This is a genomic window from Streptomyces sp. C36 (assembly GCF_040932295.1).
GTDB lineage: Bacteria > Actinomycetota > Actinomycetes > Streptomycetales > Streptomycetaceae > Streptomyces > Streptomyces triculaminicus.
Map to the genome: position 1 here is coordinate 114014 of NZ_JBFQGI010000013.1, position 18215 is coordinate 132228.

Annotated in this window: 13 protein-coding genes; 8 read left to right on the top strand and 5 right to left on the bottom strand. The window is 70.8% G+C overall.

From position 1 onward, the window contains the following. The first annotated feature begins 42 nt into the window (after window positions 1–42). The gene (locus AB4K12_RS30265; RefSeq protein ID WP_368437901.1) at window positions 43–2619 is read left to right on the top strand and encodes a SpoIIE family protein phosphatase; all 2577 of its coding nucleotides are present in this window, start codon (window positions 43–45) and stop codon (window positions 2617–2619) included. A 53-nt stretch (window positions 2620–2672) separates the two neighbouring features. Here the strand turns inward: AB4K12_RS30265 and AB4K12_RS30270 are convergent, their stop codons facing one another. The 5 genes from AB4K12_RS30270 to AB4K12_RS30290 form a co-directional block, all read right to left on the bottom strand. Beyond that, entirely contained in the window at window positions 2673–4328 is a 1656-nt protein-coding gene (locus tag AB4K12_RS30270; RefSeq protein WP_368437903.1) for a TPM domain-containing protein, read from the bottom strand. Window positions 4329–4430: 102 nt separating this feature from the next. Then, window positions 4431–5210, bottom strand: coding sequence for a succinate dehydrogenase/fumarate reductase iron-sulfur subunit (locus AB4K12_RS30275; RefSeq protein ID WP_368437905.1), 780 nt, complete (start codon window positions 5208–5210; stop codon window positions 4431–4433). After that, complete coding sequence (locus tag AB4K12_RS30280) at window positions 5207–7171, bottom strand: fumarate reductase/succinate dehydrogenase flavoprotein subunit (protein ID WP_368437907.1); 1965 nt, start codon at window positions 7169–7171, stop codon at window positions 5207–5209. Before AB4K12_RS30280 ends, AB4K12_RS30275 begins: the two co-directional genes overlap by 4 nt. Before the next feature lie 11 nt (window positions 7172–7182). Then, window positions 7183–8022, bottom strand: a complete 840-nt coding sequence (locus AB4K12_RS30285; protein ID WP_086572025.1) for a hypothetical protein — start codon at window positions 8020–8022, stop codon at window positions 7183–7185. 52 nt (window positions 8023–8074) lie between these two features. Then, a complete protein-coding gene (locus AB4K12_RS30290; RefSeq protein WP_086572027.1) occupies window positions 8075–8365 on the bottom strand; it encodes a hypothetical protein in 291 nt (96 codons plus the stop codon). A gap of 281 nt (window positions 8366–8646) precedes the next feature. Between AB4K12_RS30290 and AB4K12_RS30295 the strand changes: the two genes are divergently transcribed. The 7 genes from AB4K12_RS30295 to AB4K12_RS30325 form a co-directional block, all read left to right on the top strand. Beyond that, the gene (locus AB4K12_RS30295) at window positions 8647–10677 is read left to right on the top strand and encodes an ABC transporter family substrate-binding protein (RefSeq protein ID WP_368437909.1); all 2031 of its coding nucleotides are present in this window, start codon (window positions 8647–8649) and stop codon (window positions 10675–10677) included. A gap of 176 nt (window positions 10678–10853) precedes the next feature. Beyond that, the gene (typA, locus tag AB4K12_RS30300) at window positions 10854–12758 is read left to right on the top strand and encodes a translational GTPase TypA (protein WP_368437911.1); all 1905 of its coding nucleotides are present in this window, start codon (window positions 10854–10856) and stop codon (window positions 12756–12758) included. A 405-nt stretch (window positions 12759–13163) separates the two neighbouring features. Then, window positions 13164–14795, top strand: coding sequence for an ABC transporter substrate-binding protein (locus AB4K12_RS30305; protein WP_368437913.1), 1632 nt, complete (start codon window positions 13164–13166; stop codon window positions 14793–14795). A gap of 97 nt (window positions 14796–14892) precedes the next feature. Then, complete coding sequence (locus AB4K12_RS30310) at window positions 14893–15819, top strand: ABC transporter permease (RefSeq protein ID WP_368437915.1); 927 nt, start codon at window positions 14893–14895, stop codon at window positions 15817–15819. Window positions 15820–15904: 85 nt separating this feature from the next. Then, the gene (locus AB4K12_RS30315) at window positions 15905–16795 is read left to right on the top strand and encodes an ABC transporter permease (protein ID WP_368437924.1); all 891 of its coding nucleotides are present in this window, start codon (window positions 15905–15907) and stop codon (window positions 16793–16795) included. Between the two features lie 11 nt (window positions 16796–16806). Further along, window positions 16807–17862, top strand: coding sequence for an ABC transporter ATP-binding protein (locus AB4K12_RS30320; RefSeq protein WP_362251856.1), 1056 nt, complete (start codon window positions 16807–16809; stop codon window positions 17860–17862). Further along, window positions 17855–18215 (top strand): ATP-binding cassette domain-containing protein (locus AB4K12_RS30325; protein WP_368437917.1); only part of this gene is annotated, 361 nt, incomplete at its 3' end. The genes AB4K12_RS30320 and AB4K12_RS30325, both read left to right, overlap by 8 nt.

The window sequence follows — 18215 nt, forward strand, 5'->3', positions numbered from 1 at the left end:
TCTGATGCCGGTGCGAGCACATGAGCCGGAGGGGACGGGCACGTGAGCGAAAAGCCAGCGGGTACTGCGGGCAGGCCAGAGGGTACGGACTCCACTTCGCTGTGGCAGAACAGCCCGCCCGGGTCGCTGTACGACTACATCCGCGTGGCGTCGTTCTCCCTGGGCTCCGACGGCCGGATCGAGCAGTGGAGCGAGCGGGCGGGCGAACTCTTCGGAATAGCGGCCCGGCACGCCGTCGGCAGGAACCCCCTCGAGGTGTTCACCCCCGCCGACGAACGCCACGACCCCTCGCGCCCCGCCCCGCCCTTTCTCGCCGAGGGCGGCCTCGACGGACGGGCCTGGACCGGACTCGTCCCCTACCAGCGGGGAACCGACCGCCAACAGGGCCTCGCCGAGATCTATGTGATGCCCAGTGAGAACGCCGACGGGGAACGCGCCGCGCTCTGCGTGGCCGTCGACGTCCGGGCCCTGCGGGGAATAGAGACCGACATCGCCGCGTCGGAAGCCGTTTTCGGCCAATCTCCGCTCGGCTTCTTCTTCTTCGGCACCGACCTCACCCTGCTGCGCGTCAACGAGAGTTTCGCCCAGACTTTCGGACGCCCCGCCTCCTGGCACCGCGGCCGCACCCCCCACGACTTCCTGCCCCGCACCGAGGCCGAACGGCTGACCGCGGCACTGCGCCAAGTCCTCGACACCGGCAAACCCATGGCCGACATTCAGCTCGTCGGCCCGGTCCCCGGACACAGCGAGCGGCGCCGCTGGTCGGTTTCGCTGTACCGGCTGCACAGCGGCAGCGGACGGCCCATCGGGGTGGCCGCCATCGCCACCGACGTCACCGGCCGGCGTCGTGCCGAGCGGGAGGCCGCCGGCGTACGCCGCAACCTCGCCCTGCTCAACGAGGCCGGCGCGCGCATCGGCAACTCCCTCGACCTGGAGACCACCGCCCGCGAGCTGCTGGACGTCGCCGTCCCGCAGTTCTGCGACCTGGCCTCCGTCGACCTCTACCAGGGCCTGCTCGTCGGCGACGAGGCCCCGCCCGGCCTCGCCGACGGCAGCGCCGAGCTGCGCCGCGTGGCCTACTCCAGCGCGGTGTCCGGGGCGCCCCTCGGCGAGGCCGACTCCAAGCCCATCCAGGTCGGCGAGGTGCACCGCTACGCCTTCCACTCGCCCTGCGCCCAGGCCCTGCGCACCGCCCATGTGCAGGTCGTCCCCGGCCGCGAGGGCGACGACGGCCCCGAGCTGGGCGCCGTCGTGCAGTCCACCCTCGCCGTGCCGATGGTCGCCCGCGACACGGTCGTCGGCCTCGCCCAGTTCTCCCGCACCAAGGGCAGCGAGCCCTTCGGCGAACGCGACACCGCCCTGGCCGTCGAGCTCGCCGCCCGCGCGGCCGTCTGCATCGACAACGCCCGGCTCTACCGCCGTGAGCACGAACGCGCCCTGATACTGCAGCGCAGCCTGCTGCCCCCCGGCGACCCCGAGGCCGCCGGCGTGGAGATCGCCTGCCGCTACCTCCCGGGCAACGCGGCGACCGAGGTGGGCGGCGACTGGTTCGACGTGATCGAGCTGCCCGGGCACCGCACGGCGCTCGTCGTCGGCGACGTCATGGGCCGCGGCCTGCGCGCCGCCGTCGCCATGGGCGAGCTGCGCACCGCCGTCCGCACGCTGGCCATGCTCGACCTCGAGCCCGCCGAGGTGCTCTCCGCCCTCGACGAGATCGCCCACGGCCTGGGCCGCCCCGGCGGCAAGCAGTCCGCCTCGCGCGGGGTGCGCGGCAGCGTCCGCCCGGCCGACCTCTCCGAGGTCTACCTCGCCACCTGCGTCTACGCCGTCTACGACCCGGTCACCCGGCGCTGCACGGTCGCCAACGCCGGGCACCTGCCCCCGGTCCTGGTCGAGGCCGGTCAGCCGGCGGTGCTGCTGGAGGTGCCGCCCGGCATGCCGCTGGGCGTGGGCGGCGAGCCGTTCGAGGAGACCGAGATCGAGCTCCCCGACGGGGCGCTGCTCGCCCTCTACACCGACGGCCTCGTCGAGTCCCGCGACCACCCCCTCGACGAGGGCCTGCAGGCCTTCCGCGAGGCACTCTCCGACCCCGAGCGCCCCCTGGAGGACGTCTGCGACCACGTCCTCGGCGCCCTGGACACCCACCACGGCGAGGACGACATCGCCCTCCTCATGGCCCGCCTGCGCGGCCTGCGCCACGACTGCGTGGGCGACTGGACCCTGCCGCCCGAGCCCCGCTCGGTCGCCCGGGCCCGGGAACTGGCCCGCGACCAGCTCGAGAGCTGGGGCATGACCGACCTGGTCGACACCACCGAACTGCTCGTCAGCGAGCTGGTGACCAACGCCCTGCGCTACGGCGAGGGCGAGATCCGGCTGCGCCTGCTGCTGGACCGCACCCTGGTCTGCGAGGTCTGGGACGGCGGCCACGTCCAGCCGCGCCGCCGCCGCGCCCGCGATACCGACGAGGGCGGCCGCGGCCTGCAGCTCGTGGGCCTGCTCAGCGCGGCCTGGGGCAGCCGGCGCATCCCGCACGGCAAGACGGTCTGGTTCGAGCTGGGCCTGCCGGAGGAGGGCTCGCCGGCCCCGGACGCGGTGGAGGCCCTGCTGAGCCTGTACTAGGGAGTGTCCGGTGGGTCGGCACGGGCCCCAGGCCGCCGGGAGACCCGCCGGGCTCACCCGTTCAGCCGCGCCCGCGTCCCCCCGCCGCCGAACGTGGCCGGCAGCAGCCCCGCCAGGACGACGCCGCCCAGCTCGGCGGAGCCGGCCACGTCCCGCTCGGCCAGGGCGCGCGCCGCCCCGGCCAGCTCCTTGGCGCGCAGCGCCGCCGTGACCGTCGTGGCCCCGGCGAGCTCTCGTCCGGCCGCCGCGAGGCGGGTCCGGGCCGGGCAGCCGACCGCGCCGCGGTGGGTGGCGACGTAGTCCTCGGCGGCGGCCACCTCGCCGCGCGCGGCGAGCACCGCGCGGGCGGCCCGGTCGGCCGGCGCGGTGCGGGTCAGCGCGTGCAGGCGGTGCAGCGCCGCCGAGGTGATGGCGCGGCCCTGGGCGAGGGCGACCTCGGCCGTGCGCAGGGAGGTCACGGCCCGGGCGGGGGAGCCCACGAGCAGCGCGGAGCGGGCCTCGGCGAGGGCGGCGTCGGCGAAGGCGAGGCGCTCGCGGGCCCGGGCGGGATGGTCGGCGACGAGGCCGAGGGCGGGCCCGGCGCGGCAGCGGGCGAGGGCGGTGAGCGCGGCCTCGGCGGCGCCGACGCGCGGCGCGAGCGCGCGGGCCGCGGCCTCGGCGCGCTCCAGGATCAGGGCCGGGTCGGCCCTCAGGCCGCGCAGGCGGTCGAAGGCCTCGGACTCCGCGTCCAGGCGGCGGTTGGCGCTGGTGCAGCGGGAGCAGATCTCGTCGAGCGCCTGGCGCCGGACGTCGGCGTCCTCGTGCGGCGCCTCGTCGAGGCGCAGGCGCAGCCGGAAGGCGTCGGCGAGCTCGCCCCGGGCGTAGGCGACGGCCTCCGCGAAGGGCCGGGTGGCCTGTGCGCCCCGGTGCGCGGTCGCGAAGACCATCTCCTCGGCGCTGGTGCGGACGGCTTCGTCGGTGGCGACGAGGTTCAGCGCGGCCTCCGCGTCCAGCTCCGGCAGCGGGGTGAGGGGCTGGGCCAGGCGGGCGAGCCCGGGTGGGGTGGTGGCGGCGAGCACGGGGCGGTCGCGGGTGACCCCGGCCCGGCGGCGGCGCGCGGCCCGGCCGCGCCGGGTGCAGACGTAGAGCCCGCCCACGCACAGCGCGGCGCCCCCTGCCACCGGCATCCAGGTGCTCCGTTCGCCGGGGACGAGCCCGTCGCCGCCGGGGTCGCGGCTGCCGGGGCGGATGGCGGGCGGGCGTACGGGCTCGCCGCGCAGGACGGCCGTGTAGCCGTCGGCGGCGCCGACGGCGGCCCCGGCCCAGTCGTGTTCGCGCACGGCGGGCGCGATGGCGGTGGCGGCGACGCGGGCGAGCTGGTCCTTGCGGAGGCCGGAGTCCTTGTCGGCGGAGACGGCGAACATGCGCGGGTTGGTGGCGACGGCGAGCAGGAGCTCCTGGGGCCCGAGGCCGTTGCGGTCGGCGGTGGCGTCGGCCCACTTGGTGCCGGAGCGGCCGGAGAAGTCGTGGACGTAGATGACGTACAGCTGGATGTGGTGGGCGGCGTTGAGACGGTCGAGCGCCGCCTCGACCTGGCCGCGGCGGCGCCCGAGGGCGCCGACCGTGTCGGTGACGCGGCTCGCGGCGTCCAGGTCCAGCGGTGTGTCGGCGTGGGCGGGGGGCGGAGCCGGAAGCAGCAGGGCGCACAGCGCGAAGAAGGCGCTGACCATAGCCCAGCTCCGCGCCCCCGGCCCGTACCGCCACGAAAGCCGCGTCACATTTTGGAGCGTATGACCGGAATGGCCGACCCGCTACCGGGAGGGCCTGAGCTACTACGGAGCGTGTTCGGCTCCCCGGCGGAGGATCTTGTTCCCCAGCCAGACCAGCGGATCGTAGGACCGGTCGACGACCCGTTCCTTCAGCGGGATCAGCGCATTGTCGGTGATCTTGATGTGTTCGGGGCAGACCTCCGAGCAGCACTTGGTGATGTTGCAGTACCCCAGCCCGTGGTCCTCGCGCGCTCCGCGCCGCCGGTCGAGGCCCTCCTCGGCCGCCGCGTCCAGCGGGTGCATGTCCAGCTCGGCCACGCGCATCAGGAAGCGCGGCCCAGCGAAGGCCGTCTTGTTCTCCTCGTGGTCACGCACCACATGGCAGGTGTCCTGGCACAGGAAGCACTCGATGCACTTACGGAACTCCTGCACCCGGCCCACGTCCTCCTGGTGCATCCGGTACTCGCCGGGCTTGAGGTGCGCGGGCGGCACGAACGACGGCACCTCGCGGGCCTTGGCGTAGTTGTACGACACGTCCGTCACCAGGTCCCGTACGACCGGGAACGCCCGCATCGGCGTCACCGTGATCGTCTCGGCCGGGTCGAAGACCGACATCCGGGTCATGCACATCAGTCTCGGCCGGCCGTTGATCTCCGCGCTGCACGAGCCGCACTTGCCCGCCTTGCAGTTCCAGCGCACGGCCATGTCGGGCGCGGCCGTGGCCTGCAGACGGTGGATGATGTCGAGGACGACCTCGCCCTCGTTCACGGTGACCTCGTAGTCGACGAGACCGCCGCCGTCCGCATCACCCCGCCACACCTTGAAGCGGGCCTGATAACTCATGACGTGAGCTCCTCGTCGGTCAGGTACTTCCTCAGCTCTTCCTTCTCGAAGAGCTCCAGCAGATCGCCCCTGATCGGCGGCGTCTCCAGGCGCTCCAGCCGGATCAGCCCGAGGACCGAGTCGGCGGCGGCGGGCTCGGCGGACTCGTCGGCCAGCCGGCAGACCAGGTTGACCCGCCGCCAGCGCCGGTCCATCCCCGGATGGTCGTCGCGGGTGTGCCCGCCCCGGCTCTCCTCGCGCTCCAGCGCCGCCCGCGCCACGCACTCGCTGACCAGCAGCATGTTGCGCAGGTCCAGGGCCAGGTGCCAGCCGGGGTTGAACTGCCGGTGCCCCTCCACGCCCGCCCGCCGGGCCCGCGCCCGCAGCCCGGCCAGGCGGTGCAGGGCCTCCTCCATCTCGCTCGCCCTGCGGATGATGCCGACCAGGTCGCCCATGGCCTGCTGCAGCTCCTGGTGCAGGGTGTACGGGTTCTCGGCCACGCCCCCGGAGGCGTTCCCGGCGGCCTCCGCGCCGAACGGGCGCAGCGCCTCCGCCTCGGCCAGCTCGATGTCCGCCTCCGCCACCGCGGGCGCCGCGCCGGTGGCGAAGGCGGCCGCGTAGCGGGCCGCGTGCAGCCCGGCGCGCCGGCCGAAGACCAGCAGGTCGGAGAGGGAGTTGCCGCCCAGCCGGTTGGAGCCGTGCATGCCGCCCGCGACCTCGCCCGCCGCGAACAGCCCCGGCACCCCGACGGCCGCCGCCGTGTCCGGGTCGACCTCGACGCCGCCCATCACGTAGTGGCAGGTCGGGCCGACCTCCATCGGCTCGGCCGTGATGTCGACGTCCGCCAGCTCCTTGAACTGGTGGTGCATCGAGGGCAGCTTGCGCTGGATGGCCTCGGCGGGCATCCGGGTGGAGACGTCCAGGAACACCCCGCCGTGCGGGGAGCCCCGCCCGGCCTTGACCTCGGCGTTGATGGCCCGTGCCACCTCGTCGCGGGGGAGCAGCTCGGGCGGGCGGCGGTTGTGGTCGGGGTCGGTGTACCAGCGGTCGCCCTCGGCCTCGGACTCCGCGTACTTCTCCTTGAAGACGTCCGGGACGTAGTCGAACATGAACCGCTTGCCGTCGCTGTTGCGCAGCACCCCGCCGTCGCCGCGGACGGACTCGGTGACCAGGATGCCCTTGACGGAGGGCGGCCAGACCATGCCCGTGGGGTGGAACTGCACGAACTCCATGTTGATCAGCCGTGCCCCCGCCAGCAGCGCCAGCGCGTGCCCGTCGCCGGTGTACTCCCAGGAGTTCGAGGTCACCTTGAACGACTTGCCGATGCCGCCGGTGGCCAGCACCACGGACGGCGCCTCGAGGACGAAGAACCGCCCGGACTCGCGCTCGTAGCCGAAGACCCCGGAGACCCTGCCGCCCGCGGCGGAGCCGCTCTTGGACGGGGCCTTGAGCACACGGGTGACCGTGCACTCCTGGAAGACCTTCAGCCGCGCCTCGTAGTCGCCGTACTCGCGCTCGTCCTCCTGCTGCAGCGAGACGATCTTCTGCTGGAGGGTGCGGATCAGCTCCAGGCCCGTACGGTCGCCCACGTGCGCGAGGCGGGGGTACTCATGGCCGCCGAAGTTGCGCTGCGAGATCCTCCCGTCGGGCGTGCGGTCGAAGACCGCGCCCCAGGTCTCCAGCTCCCACACCCGGTCGGGGGCCTCCTGCGCGTGCAGCTCGGCCATCCGCCAGTTGTTGAGGAACTTGCCGCCGCGCATCGTGTCGCGGAAGTGCACCTGCCAGTCGTCGTTGCTGTTGACGTTGCCCATGGAGGCGGCGATGCCGCCCTCGGCCATCACCGTGTGCGCCTTGCCGAACAGCGACTTGCAGATCACCGCGCAGCGCAGCCCCTGCTCGCGGGCCTCGATGGCGGCGCGCAGCCCGGCGCCCCCCGCGCCCACCACGACCACGTCCCAGGCCTGCCGGTCCACCCGTGTCATCAGTAGGCCTCCTAGAAGAAGCGCGGATCGTCGAAGGCGCCACTGGCGACCAGATAGACATAGAGGTCGGCGACCGCCACGCTCACCAGGGACGCCCAGGCGAGCTGCATGTGACGGGCGTTTAGGACGCTCACCCACGTCCACATGCGGTAGCGCACCGGGTGCTTGGAGAAGGTGCGCAGCCGCCCGCCGACGATGTGCCGGCAGGAGTGGCAGGAGAGGGTGTACGCCCAGATCAGCGCGATGTTGGCGAGCATCACCAGGGTGCCCAGGCCCATATGGCCCCACGCGCCGTTCTCGTCGCGGAAGCCCAGCGCCGCGTCGTAGGTGAGCACCCCCGCCACCAGCACCGCGAAGTAGAAGAAGTAGCGGTGGATGTTCTGCAGGACCAGCGGGAAGCGGCTCTCGCCGGAGTACTTCGCGTGCGGCTCGGGCACCGCGCAGGCCGGGGGCGAGGCCCAGAAGCCCCGGTAGTAGGCCTTGCGGTAGTAGTAGCAGGTCAGCCGGAAGCCCAGCGGGAAGATCAGCACCAGCAGGGCGGGCGACAGGGCCCACCATGAGCCGACGATCTCCCAGTCGGCGCCGCCGGGCATGTCCGCGCAGTTCTCCGCGAGGCAGGGCGAGTAGAAGGGCGAGACGTAGGGGGCGGCGTAGTAGTCGCTGCCCGCGAAGGCCCGCCAGGTGGAGTAGACGATGAACGCCAGCAGGCCGGCCGCCGTGGCGGCGGGCTGCAGCCACCAGCGGTCGCGGCGCAGGTGGCGGGCCGGGATCGCGGCGCGCGTGGCGTGGTGGACGCCGCGCGCGGAGCGATCCCCGGCCGCGGAGGTATCGGGTTCGGTTCCAGTGGCCAAGAGGGACTCCGGTGAGGAGTGGGACGAAGGGGGACGCCGCTGCCGGGAGCGGTCAGGGGGCGTGCCCGCGGGAGCCGAGGCCCTCGTCCTCCGCGTCCTTCCACAGCGAGGCGTCGTACGGGGCGTCGGGGATCAGCACCATGGCCTGCCGGGACGCGCCGGCGGGGCGGGCCGCGCCGTTGCCACGCAGAAGGGCGACGCTCTCGCGCAGATGTCCGGCATCCGTGCGGACCCGCCGCACCTCCAGGCCGCCTTTGCCCAGCCGCTGCTCCAGCCGGCGGATCGAGCGGTCCATATCGTCGAGACAGCGCTGAATGGTGGTCAGTTCATCTTCAACGGACATGATGTGGCCTTCCGCTTCGGCGATTGCGGGTGGCGCCCGGTCATGCGACAGAGAGTGTCGCGCGTCACACCCCTCGAGGGGAAGATAGCCGTCGGGATCAGGCCTTCGGGGGAACGCGCTCGCGTGGCGCCGCCGGCCGCCGATCGTTCCCCCAGGTGGGTGGCGTGGCCGCGAGCGGCGACGTGTCGGCATGTCTTCGAGCGGGCTCTCGCCTTCAGTGGGCGGCAACACCGGCAGCACACACGGCACGGGCGGCGGACGCCCGGCGGAGGTGGCACCCCATGTCGTCCATGCCCACGCGGCGCACCCGCCGCTTCGCCGTCCTCGTCACGGCGGCGGCGCTGCTGCCCCTGCCCGTGCTGGCCGGCTGCGCCGGCGGGGGCGACGCCGGCGGGGGCGACGACGCCCCGGCCGTGGCCCAGGACATCGCCGCCGCCCCGCGCGCCAAGGTCGCCGACCGGGGCACCCTGAACTGGGGCGTGGACGCGCTGCCCGCCACCTACAACACCTTCCAGACCGACGCGGACGCCGCCGGCCACCGGGTCGCGGGGGCCGTGCTGCCCACCCTGTTCACCCTGGACGGCCGCGGCCGCCCGCGCCGCGACCCCGACTACCTGGCGTCCGCCGAGGTCAAGCAGCGCGAGCCCCGCCAGGTCGTGGTCTACCGGCTCAACCCCAAGGCCGTATGGAGCGACGGCACCGCCGTCACCGTGGCCGACTTCGAGGCCCAGTGGAAGGCGCTGCGCGGCAAGGACAGCGCCTTCTGGGCCGCGCACCACGTCGGCTACGACCGCATCGACCGGGTCGAGCGCGGGGCCACCGAGCGGGAGGTCAAGGTCACCTTCGCGAAGAACTACGCCGACTGGACCTCGCTGTTCACCCCGCTCTACCCCAGGTCGGTCATGGGCACCCCCGGCGCCTTCAACGACGCCTCGCGCAAGCAGCCGCCGCTCGCCGCGGGCCCCTTCACGGTCGGCTCCCGCGACGACAAGCAGGGCAAGCTGACGCTCGTACGCAACCCCCGGTGGTGGGGGGACAAGGCCAAGCTGGACCGGCTGGTGCTGCGGGCCGTGCCGCGCGACAAGCGCGTCGAGGCGCTGGCGACAGGCCGGCTCGACATCGCCGAGATCAACCCCGGCGCCGCCGAACGCATCACGAAGGCGAACGCCGCGAAGAAGAAGGACCGGTCCGACAAGGGCCGCCAGCCGAGCTCCGGCGCCCCGTCCCTCGGCGGCGGCAGGAGCGACAACAAGAGCGGCTACGGGAGCGACAACAAGGGCGACAAGCCCCGCGCCGCCGACGCGACGGCCCTGCGCGGCCTGGTCGTGCGCCGTTCCCTGGAGCCCGCCTACACCCAGCTCGCCCTCAACGGCGCCTCCGGCCCGCTCGCCGACGAGCGCGTCCGCCGAGCGATCGCCCGCGCCGTGGACCGCAAGGCCATCGCCGAGTACGTGCTCAAGCCGCTCGGGCTGCCCGTCGCGCCCCCCGGCAGCCACGTCCTGGTCGCCGGGCAGCCCGGTTACACGGACACCAGCTCCGCCATCGGCTCCCTCGACCCCAAGGCCGCCCAGGCCCTCCTCGCCGACGCCGGCTGGAAGGAGGGGCACGGCGCGGCCCCGCAGAAGAAGGCCGTGGGCAGCCTGCCCGCCGTCCCGCTGGCCAGCCGGACGGCCGCGGACGGGCACAGCTCCCAGCCGGACGACGACGAGGCCGACCAGCCCGACGGCACGGACGGCAAGGGCGCCCGTGACACCGGCGGCAAGGCCGTGGCCGCCCCGGTGCGCTACAAGGACGGCAAGAAGCTGATGCTGCGCTTCGTCCTGCCCAAGGGCGCCGGCGGCGAGCCGCTGCGGGCCGTGGGCGAGCGGATCGCCCGCCAGCTCGACGCCATCGGCATCCGCACGGAGATCGTCAAGGTCGACGAGGCGAGCTTCTTCAAGGACCACATCGCCTCCGGCGACTTCGACCTGGCCCTCTACGGCTGGCCCACCGGCGCCTACCCCGCCACCGACGCCCGGCCGATCTTCGCCAAGCCCCAGCCGGCCGCCGACGGCTCGCTGATCGTCGAACAGAACTACACCCGCGTCGGCACGGACCAGATCGACCGGCTGTTCGACCAGGCCTCGAGCGAGCTGGACCCGGAGGTCTCCCACGACCTGATGGCCCGGGCCGACGCCCGGATCTGGGCGGTGGCCGCGGCCATCCCGCTCTACCAGCGCCCGGAGCTGGTGGGCACCCGCGCGAAGGTGGCCAACGCCGGCGCCTTCGGACTGGCGACCCCGCGCTACCAGGACCTCGGATTCCTGCGCTGAAGCCCCTGATCGATACGGTATAACCGCAGGTCACACAGGGTGCTCCCGGCCCTGGGCGGCCGAATGCGGCGGCGCCCCGTACCATGGAAGAGGCCGCGGCGTGATTCTGCCCGGCAGGGCGCGCGTGCCGGACCGTACGCGCCGCCATCCACGATTCCGGGAGAAGCGCCGCCAGTATGCCCACGCGCCACGACATTCGTAACGTCGCCATCGTCGCCCACGTCGACCACGGCAAGACGACCATCGTCGACGCCATGCTCAAGCAGGCCGGCGCCTTCGCCGCCCACCAGCTCGACTCCGTCGACGACCGAGTCATGGACTCGAACGACCTGGAGCGCGAGAAGGGCATCACGATCCTCGCCAAGAACACGGCGGTGAAGTACCACCCCAAGGACGGCGGCGAGCCGATCACCATCAACATCATCGACACCCCCGGCCACGCCGACTTCGGTGGCGAGGTCGAGCGCGGTCTGTCGATGGTGGACGCGGTCGTGCTGCTGGTGGACGCCTCCGAGGGCCCGCTGCCGCAGACCCGCTTCGTGCTGCGCAAGGCGCTCGCCAAGCGGATGCCGGTCATCCTGTGCATCAACAAGACCGACCGCCCCGACTCCCGGATCGACGAGGTCGTCAACGAGACGTACGACCTCTTCCTCGACCTGGACGCCGACGAGGACCAGATCGAGTTCCCGATCGTCTACGCCTGCGGCCGTGACGGCGTCGCCTCGCTGACCAAGCCGGAGGACGGCACCGTCCCCGCGGACAGCACCAACCTGGAGCCGTTCTTCTCCACCATCCTGGAGCACGTCCCGGCCCCGACGTTCGAGGAGGAGGCGCCGCTCCAGGCGCACGTCACCAACCTCGACGCCGACAACTTCCTCGGCCGTATCGCGCTGCTCCGCGTCGAGCAGGGCGAGCTGCGCAAGGGCCAGACCGTCGCGTGGATCAAGCGTGACGGCACGGTCTCCAGCGTCCGCATCACCGAGCTGATGATGACCGAGGCCCTCACCCGCAAGCCCGCCGAGGTGGCCGGCCCGGGTGACATCTGCGCCGTCGCCGGTATCCCCGACATCATGATCGGCGAGACCCTGGCCGACCCGGAGAACCCGATCGCGCTGCCGCTGATCACGGTCGACGAGCCGGCGATCTCCATGACCATCGGCACCAACACCTCGCCGCTGGTCGGCCGTGGTGGCACGGGCAAGGGCGCGGACGCCAAGTCCGCGGTCAAGGACCGCAAGGTCACCGCCCGCCAGGTCAAGGACCGTCTGGACCGCGAGCTGGTCGGTAACGTCTCGCTGCGCGTCCTGGACACCGAGCGCCCCGACGCCTGGGAGGTGCAGGGCCGTGGTGAGCTGGCGCTGGCCATCCTGGTCGAGCAGATGCGCCGCGAGGGCTTCGAGATGACCATCGGCAAGCCGCAGGTCGTCACCAAGCAGGTCGACGGCAAGACCTACGAGCCGGTCGAGCGCCTCACGGTCGACGTGCCCGAGGAGCACATGGGTGCGGTCACGCAGCTCATGGGCACCCGCAAGGGCCGCATGGACAACATGTCCAACCACGGCTCCGGCTGGGTCCGCATGGAGTTCGTCGTCCCGTCCCGTGGCCTGATCGGCTTCCGTACGGAGTTCCTGACGAACACCCGCGGCACCGGCATCGCCCACTCCATCCACGAGGGCCACGAGCCGTGGTTCGGCGAGCTCAAGACCCGTAACAACGGCTCCCTGGTCGCCGACCGCGCCGGTGCCGTCACCGCCTTCGCGATGACGAACCTCCAGGAGCGCGGCGTGCTGTTCACCGACCCGGGCACCGAGGTGTACGAGGGCATGATCGTCGGCGAGAACTCCCGCGCCGACGACATGGACGTCAACATCACCAAGGAGAAGAAGCTCACCAACATGCGCTCTTCTTCCGCCGACTCCTTCGAGGCGATCGTCCCGCCGCGCAAGCTGTCGCTGGAGCAGTCCCTGGAGTTCTGCCGCGACGACGAGTGCGTCGAGGTGACCCCGGAGGCGGTCCGCATCCGCAAGGTCGTCCTGGACCAGAAGGAGCGCGGCCGCACCGCTTCCCGCGCCAAGCGCTGACCTATTCCGGCCAAGCGCTGACCCTTTCCGCCGAAGGCCCGGCACCCCGCAGCACGCGGGGTGCCGGGCCTTCGGCGTTCCCGTGTCCGGATAACGCGCTCCGCGCGCCGGATGTCGTGTTAACAGTCCGTTTCGTAGGTGTCTGTCTGCACTGCGTTTGTCCGGATTTCGAACCTCGCGAGGTGATCGATGTGACCAAAGCGAGACCCTATAAGTGTGGTTTAAAGGGCGGTCGTACCCAATAGTTGGGTTCACTGAGCTCGGGTCAACGGGTCACGCGCTGTTGGGGAGCGCCGACTCACGAGCACACTCGAGGTGCCGGTTCCGTCTCCGCTGTCAGGGGTGTCAGCGTGGGGCCGGCGCCTCATCTTGTAGTGATAGTGGACTCATGAGGAGGGCATTCCCATGCGCGGTGCCAAGAGCGCTACCTGGGTCGCGATGGCCACTGCCGTTGCGCTGACAGCTACGGCCTGTGGTGGCGGTGGAAGTGACAGTGGGGACGACAACGCTGCTGTCAACCCCGACGGCACCTACACGTACTACAACGTCGAGCCGCAGAACCCCATCATTCCGAGCAACACCAATGAGGTCGGCGGCGGTTACATCGTCAAGAACCTCTTCCGCAGCCTGGTGGGCTTCGACGAGAAGTCCAAGCTGCGCATGGAGGCGGCCGAGAGCATCGAGTCCTCGGACAACCAGCACTTCACCGTCAAGCTGAAGCCGGGCTGGAAGTTCCACAACGGCGAGCCGCAGACCGCCGCGTCCTTCGTCGACGCGTGGAACTGGGCGTCCAACGGCAAGAACGCCCAGCTGAACGCCTCCTGGTTCGAGCCGATCAAGGGCTACGCGGACGTCCACCCGGAGAAGGGCGACCCGAAGGCCGACAAGCTGGAGGGCCTGAAGGTCGTCAGCGACCTCGAGTTCACCATCGAGCTGACGAAGCCTGTCTCCACCTTCAAGGAGCAGCTCTTCTACGACGCCTTCTCCCCGCTGCCCAAGGCGTTCTACAAGGACACCAAGGCGTTCGGCGAGCACCCGATCGGCAACGGCCCGTACCAGATGGACGGGGACTGGTCGCACAAGGTCGAGTTCAAGACCAAGAAGTTCGCCGACTACAAGGGTGACGACAAGCCGAAGAACGGCGGCGTCATCTTCAAGTTCTACAACAAGGACGACGCGGCCTACAACGACCTCGTCTCCGACAAGCTCGACATCATGTATCAGGTGCCCAACTCCATGGCGGGCCAGTTCAAGAACGACCTGGGCAAGCGCGCCATCAGCCAGATGTTCGGTGGCAACACCAACATCTCCTTCCCGCTGTACGAGGGCGACTGGGGCAAGCCGGAGAAGGTGAAGGTCCGTCAGGGCCTGTCCATGGCGATCGACCGCGAGACCATCGCCAAGACCGCGCTCAAGGGCAGCAAGGACGCGGCCGACGGCATCACCCCGAAGGTCGTCGAGGGCTACCAGGCCAACTCCTGTGGTGAGTTCTGCAAGTTCAACCCCACCAAGGCCAAGGAGCTCATCAAGGAGGGCGGCGGCGTTCCGGGCAACAAGGTCACCCTCACCTACAACGCCGACGGCGCCAACAAGGAGTGGGCGGACGCGGTCTGCAACGACATCCGTCAGAACGGCGGCGTCGAGTGCGTGACCGACCCGAAGCCGACCTTCCAGCAGGCCCGCACGGACATCACCGAGCGCCACATGAAGAGCGCCTTCCGCATGGCCTGGGTGCAGGACTTCCCGAACATCCAGAACTTCATCTCCGCGCAGTACCGGACCAAGGCCGGTGCCAATGACATGGAGTTCAGCAACAAGGATGTCGACGAGCTGATGGACAAGGCCGACGCGGCCAAGACCATCGAGGAGTCGAACAAGCTCTACGCCGAGGCCGAGAAGAAGATCCTCCAGGAGAGCATGCCCTCCATCCCGCTGTTCTTCGACCACACCCTCGCCGGCTACTCCAAGAAGGTGCAGAACGTGAAGTTCGACTCCTTCCGCCAGGCGATCTGGACCGACGTCGAGGTCAAGAAGTAACCGGGACAGGCTTGCAGTGACGTAAGGCCCGGCGGCCGCCCTCCTCCCACAGGAACACGGGGGCGGCTGCCGGGCCCCGTCGGCGACAGGAGGAACCATGGGGCGCTTTGTCGCGAGGCGACTGCTCCAGATGATCCCGGTCTTCATCGGGACCACTTTGCTCATTTTCTTGATGGTGTATTCGCTGCCTGGCGACCCCGTCAAATCGCTCTTCGGCCCCAAGGCGGCCGACCCGGCGACGGTCGAGAGACTGCGCCACCAGTACGGCCTCGACAAGCCGTTGCTCGAGCAGTACTGGAACTATCTCTCCGGCCTCTTCAAGGGGGACTTCGGACAGAGCTTCACCGGCCGCCCGGTCGCCGACCTGATGGCTGATGCTTTCCCCGTCACCATCAGACTGGCCCTGCTGGCCTTCGCCTTCGAGGTCGTCGTGGGCATCGCGCTCGGCGTCGTCACGGGCCTCAAGCGCGGCAAGTTCCTGGACCAGTTCGTGCTCGTGCTCACCCTGATCGTGGTCTCGATCCCGGTCTTCGTCATCGGCTTCGTCACCCAGTTCCTGCTGGGCTTGAAGTGGCATGTGATCACGCCGACAGTCCAGGACTCCGAGAACCTCGGTCAGTTGATGATCCCGGCCATCGTGCTCGCCGCACTCTCGCTGGCGTACGTCACCCGGCTCACGCGCACCACCGTGGGGGAGAACCTCCGCGCCGACTACATGCGCACCGCCGTGGCCAAGGGCCTGCCGCGCAAGCGCGTCATCGGGGTGCACCTGATGCGCAACTCCCTCATTCCTGTCGTCACGTTCCTCGGCACCGACCTCGGCATGCTGATGGGCGGCGCCATCGTCACCGAGGGCATCTTCAACATCCAGGGCGTGGGCAACACGCTCTTCCGGTCCATCCAGACCAGTGAAGGCCCCACCGTGGTGGGCATCGTGACCGTGCTCGTGCTCGTCTACCTCGTGAGCAGCCTGGTCGTCGATCTGCTGTACGCCGTCCTGGACCCGAGGATCCGTTATGCCTGACAACAAGCCCCAGCAGGTGGCCTCCGCCAGTGTGAGCGTGGACGCCTCGCTCACAGACGTCGCCGCCGTTGCCGAACTCGCTTCGATGGCGGACAAGAAGGACAGCGGCAACAAGCCCCGTAGCCTCGGCCAGGACGCCTGGCGTGAGCTCCGCGGCAGCTGGCTGTTCTGGACCTCCGGCGTGCTGCTGGTCATCCTCATCGCCATGGCGGCGTTCCCCACACTCTTCACCGACGTGGACCCCCGCCAGGCCGACCTTCGCAACCACTTCCTCGGTGCCCCGAACTGGACGCACTTCTTCCAAGAAGACTGGTTCGGCTACAACATCCAGGGCCAGAGCGTCTACGCCCGCACGGTCCATGGCGCCCGTGCCTCGATCATCGTCGGCGTCTGCGTGACCCTCGCGGTCACCCTCTTCGGTGGCCTCGTCGGAATGCTCGCCGGCTACTTCGGCGGCTGGGTCGACGGCCTCCTCTCGCGCGTCACCGACATCTTCTTCGGCATCCCGCTGCTGCTCGGTGGCCTGACGCTGCTTCAGGCGTTCACCCACCGCACGGTGTGGACCGTGACGCTCGGTCTCGCCGCCTTCGGCTGGATGCAGATCGCCCGCGTCATGCGCGGCGCGGTCATCACGCAGAAGCAGGCCGACTTCGTGACGGCCGCACGGGCGCTGGGCGCGGGCACGGGCCGGATCCTCTTCCGGCACATCCTGCCCAACGTCATCGGGCCGGTGATCGTCGTCGCCACCATCGCGCTCGGAGGCTACATCTCCACCGAGGCCACCCTGTCGTACCTCGGCATCGGCCTGCAGGACCCGGTCGTCTCCTGGGGCGTCGACATTGCCGCCGGTCAGCCCCAGCTGCGCGACGCCCCGCACACCCTGCTCGTTCCGGCAGGCTTCCTGAGCCTCACGGTGCTCGCGTTCATCCTGCTCGGCGACGCGGTGCGCGACGCCCTCGACCCCAAGCTGCGCTGAGGGAGGCGTACGTGACCACTATGGAGAAGACCGCGAACGTTCCCGAGCCGAGGGCCGGGGACGACACCGCTCCCCTGCTGGAAGTCCGCGACCTGCACGTGGAGTTCCACACCCGGGACGGCGTCGCCAAGGCCGTCAACGGCGTCAACTACTCGGTCAGCGCGGGCGAGACCCTCGCCGTGCTGGGCGAGTCGGGCTCCGGCAAGTCCGTGACCGCGCAGGCCATCATGGGCATCCTCGACATGCCGCCGGGGAAGATCCCGCAGGGCGAGATCCTCTTCCGCGGCCAGGACATGCTCAAGATGTCCGGCGAGGAGCGCCGGAAGATCCGTGGCAGCAAGATCGCCATGATCTTCCAGGACGCGCTGTCCTCGCTGAACCCGGTGCTCAGCGTCGGCTACCAGCTCGGCGAGATGTACCGCGTGCACCAGGGCCTCTCCAAGAAGGAGGCCAAGGCCAAGGCCATCGACCTGATGGACCGGGTGCGCATCCCGGCGGCCAAGGAGCGCGTCAACGACTATCCGCACCAGTTCTCGGGCGGTATGCGGCAGCGCATCATGATCGCGATGGCGCTGGCGCTGGAGCCGGACCTGATCATCGCGGACGAGCCGACGACGGCCCTGGACGTGACCGTCCAGGCGCAGGTGATGGACCTGCTCGCGGAGCTGCAGCGCGAGTACAACATGGGTCTCATCCTGATCACCCACGACCTGGGCGTGGTGGCCGACGTCGCCGACAAGATCGCGGTGATGTACGCGGGCCGGATCGTCGAGACCGCCCCGGTGAACGAGCTGTACAAGCGGCCCGCGCACCCGTACACCCGCGGCCTGCTGGACTCGATCCCGCGCCTGGACCAGAAGGGCCAGGAGCTCTACGCGATCAAGGGTCTGCCGCCCAACCTGCTGCACATCCCCACCGGCTGCGCGTTCAACCCCCGTTGCCCCAAGGCCACGGACCTGTGCCGCACCGACATCCCGGCGCTGCACCAGGTCACCGAGAAGGACGGCGCGGAGCTGGCCGGCCGCGGCAGCGCGTGCCACTTCTGGAAGGAGACGATCCATGGCTGAGAACAGCAAGAAGTCAGAGGCCGTGGACGCGACTCCGAACGTCTCCGAGGTCGAGGTCAGCGACGCGAGCACGACCGCCGAGGTCGAGGCCGTCCTCGACGCCCCGGTCGAGCGCGGCGAGCCGATCCTGCAGGTGCGCAACCTGGTCAAGCACTTCCCGCTGACCCAGGGCATCCTCTTCAAGAAGCAGGTCGGCGCGGTCAAGGCCGTCGACGGCGTCTCCTTCGACCTCTACCAGGGCGAGACCCTCGGCATCGTCGGCGAGTCCGGCTGTGGCAAGTCCACGGTCGCCAAGCTGCTGATGACCCTGGAGACGGCCACCTCCGGCGAGGTCTTCTACAAGGGCCAGGACA

What these genes read in the sequence shown, in the direction of transcription:
- AB4K12_RS30315 (WP_368437924.1), top strand. Translation starts at nt 15,905, where the DNA reads ATGGCGGACAAGAAGGACAGCGGCAACAAGCCCCGTAGCCTCGGCCAG.
- AB4K12_RS30290 (WP_086572027.1), bottom strand. Translation starts at nt 8,365, where the DNA reads ATGTCCGTTGAAGATGAACTGACCACCATTCAGCGCTGTCTCGACGAT.
- AB4K12_RS30270 (WP_368437903.1), bottom strand. Translation starts at nt 4,328, where the DNA reads ATGGTCAGCGCCTTCTTCGCGCTGTGCGCCCTGCTGCTTCCGGCTCCG.
- AB4K12_RS30295 (WP_368437909.1), top strand. Translation starts at nt 8,647, where the DNA reads ATGTCGTCCATGCCCACGCGGCGCACCCGCCGCTTCGCCGTCCTCGTC.
- AB4K12_RS30305 (WP_368437913.1), top strand. Translation starts at nt 13,164, where the DNA reads ATGCGCGGTGCCAAGAGCGCTACCTGGGTCGCGATGGCCACTGCCGTT.
- AB4K12_RS30310 (WP_368437915.1), top strand. Translation starts at nt 14,893, where the DNA reads ATGGGGCGCTTTGTCGCGAGGCGACTGCTCCAGATGATCCCGGTCTTC.
- typA (WP_368437911.1), top strand. Translation starts at nt 10,854, where the DNA reads ATGCCCACGCGCCACGACATTCGTAACGTCGCCATCGTCGCCCACGTC.
- AB4K12_RS30275 (WP_368437905.1), bottom strand. Translation starts at nt 5,210, where the DNA reads ATGAGTTATCAGGCCCGCTTCAAGGTGTGGCGGGGTGATGCGGACGGC.
- AB4K12_RS30280 (WP_368437907.1), bottom strand. Translation starts at nt 7,171, where the DNA reads ATGACACGGGTGGACCGGCAGGCCTGGGACGTGGTCGTGGTGGGCGCG.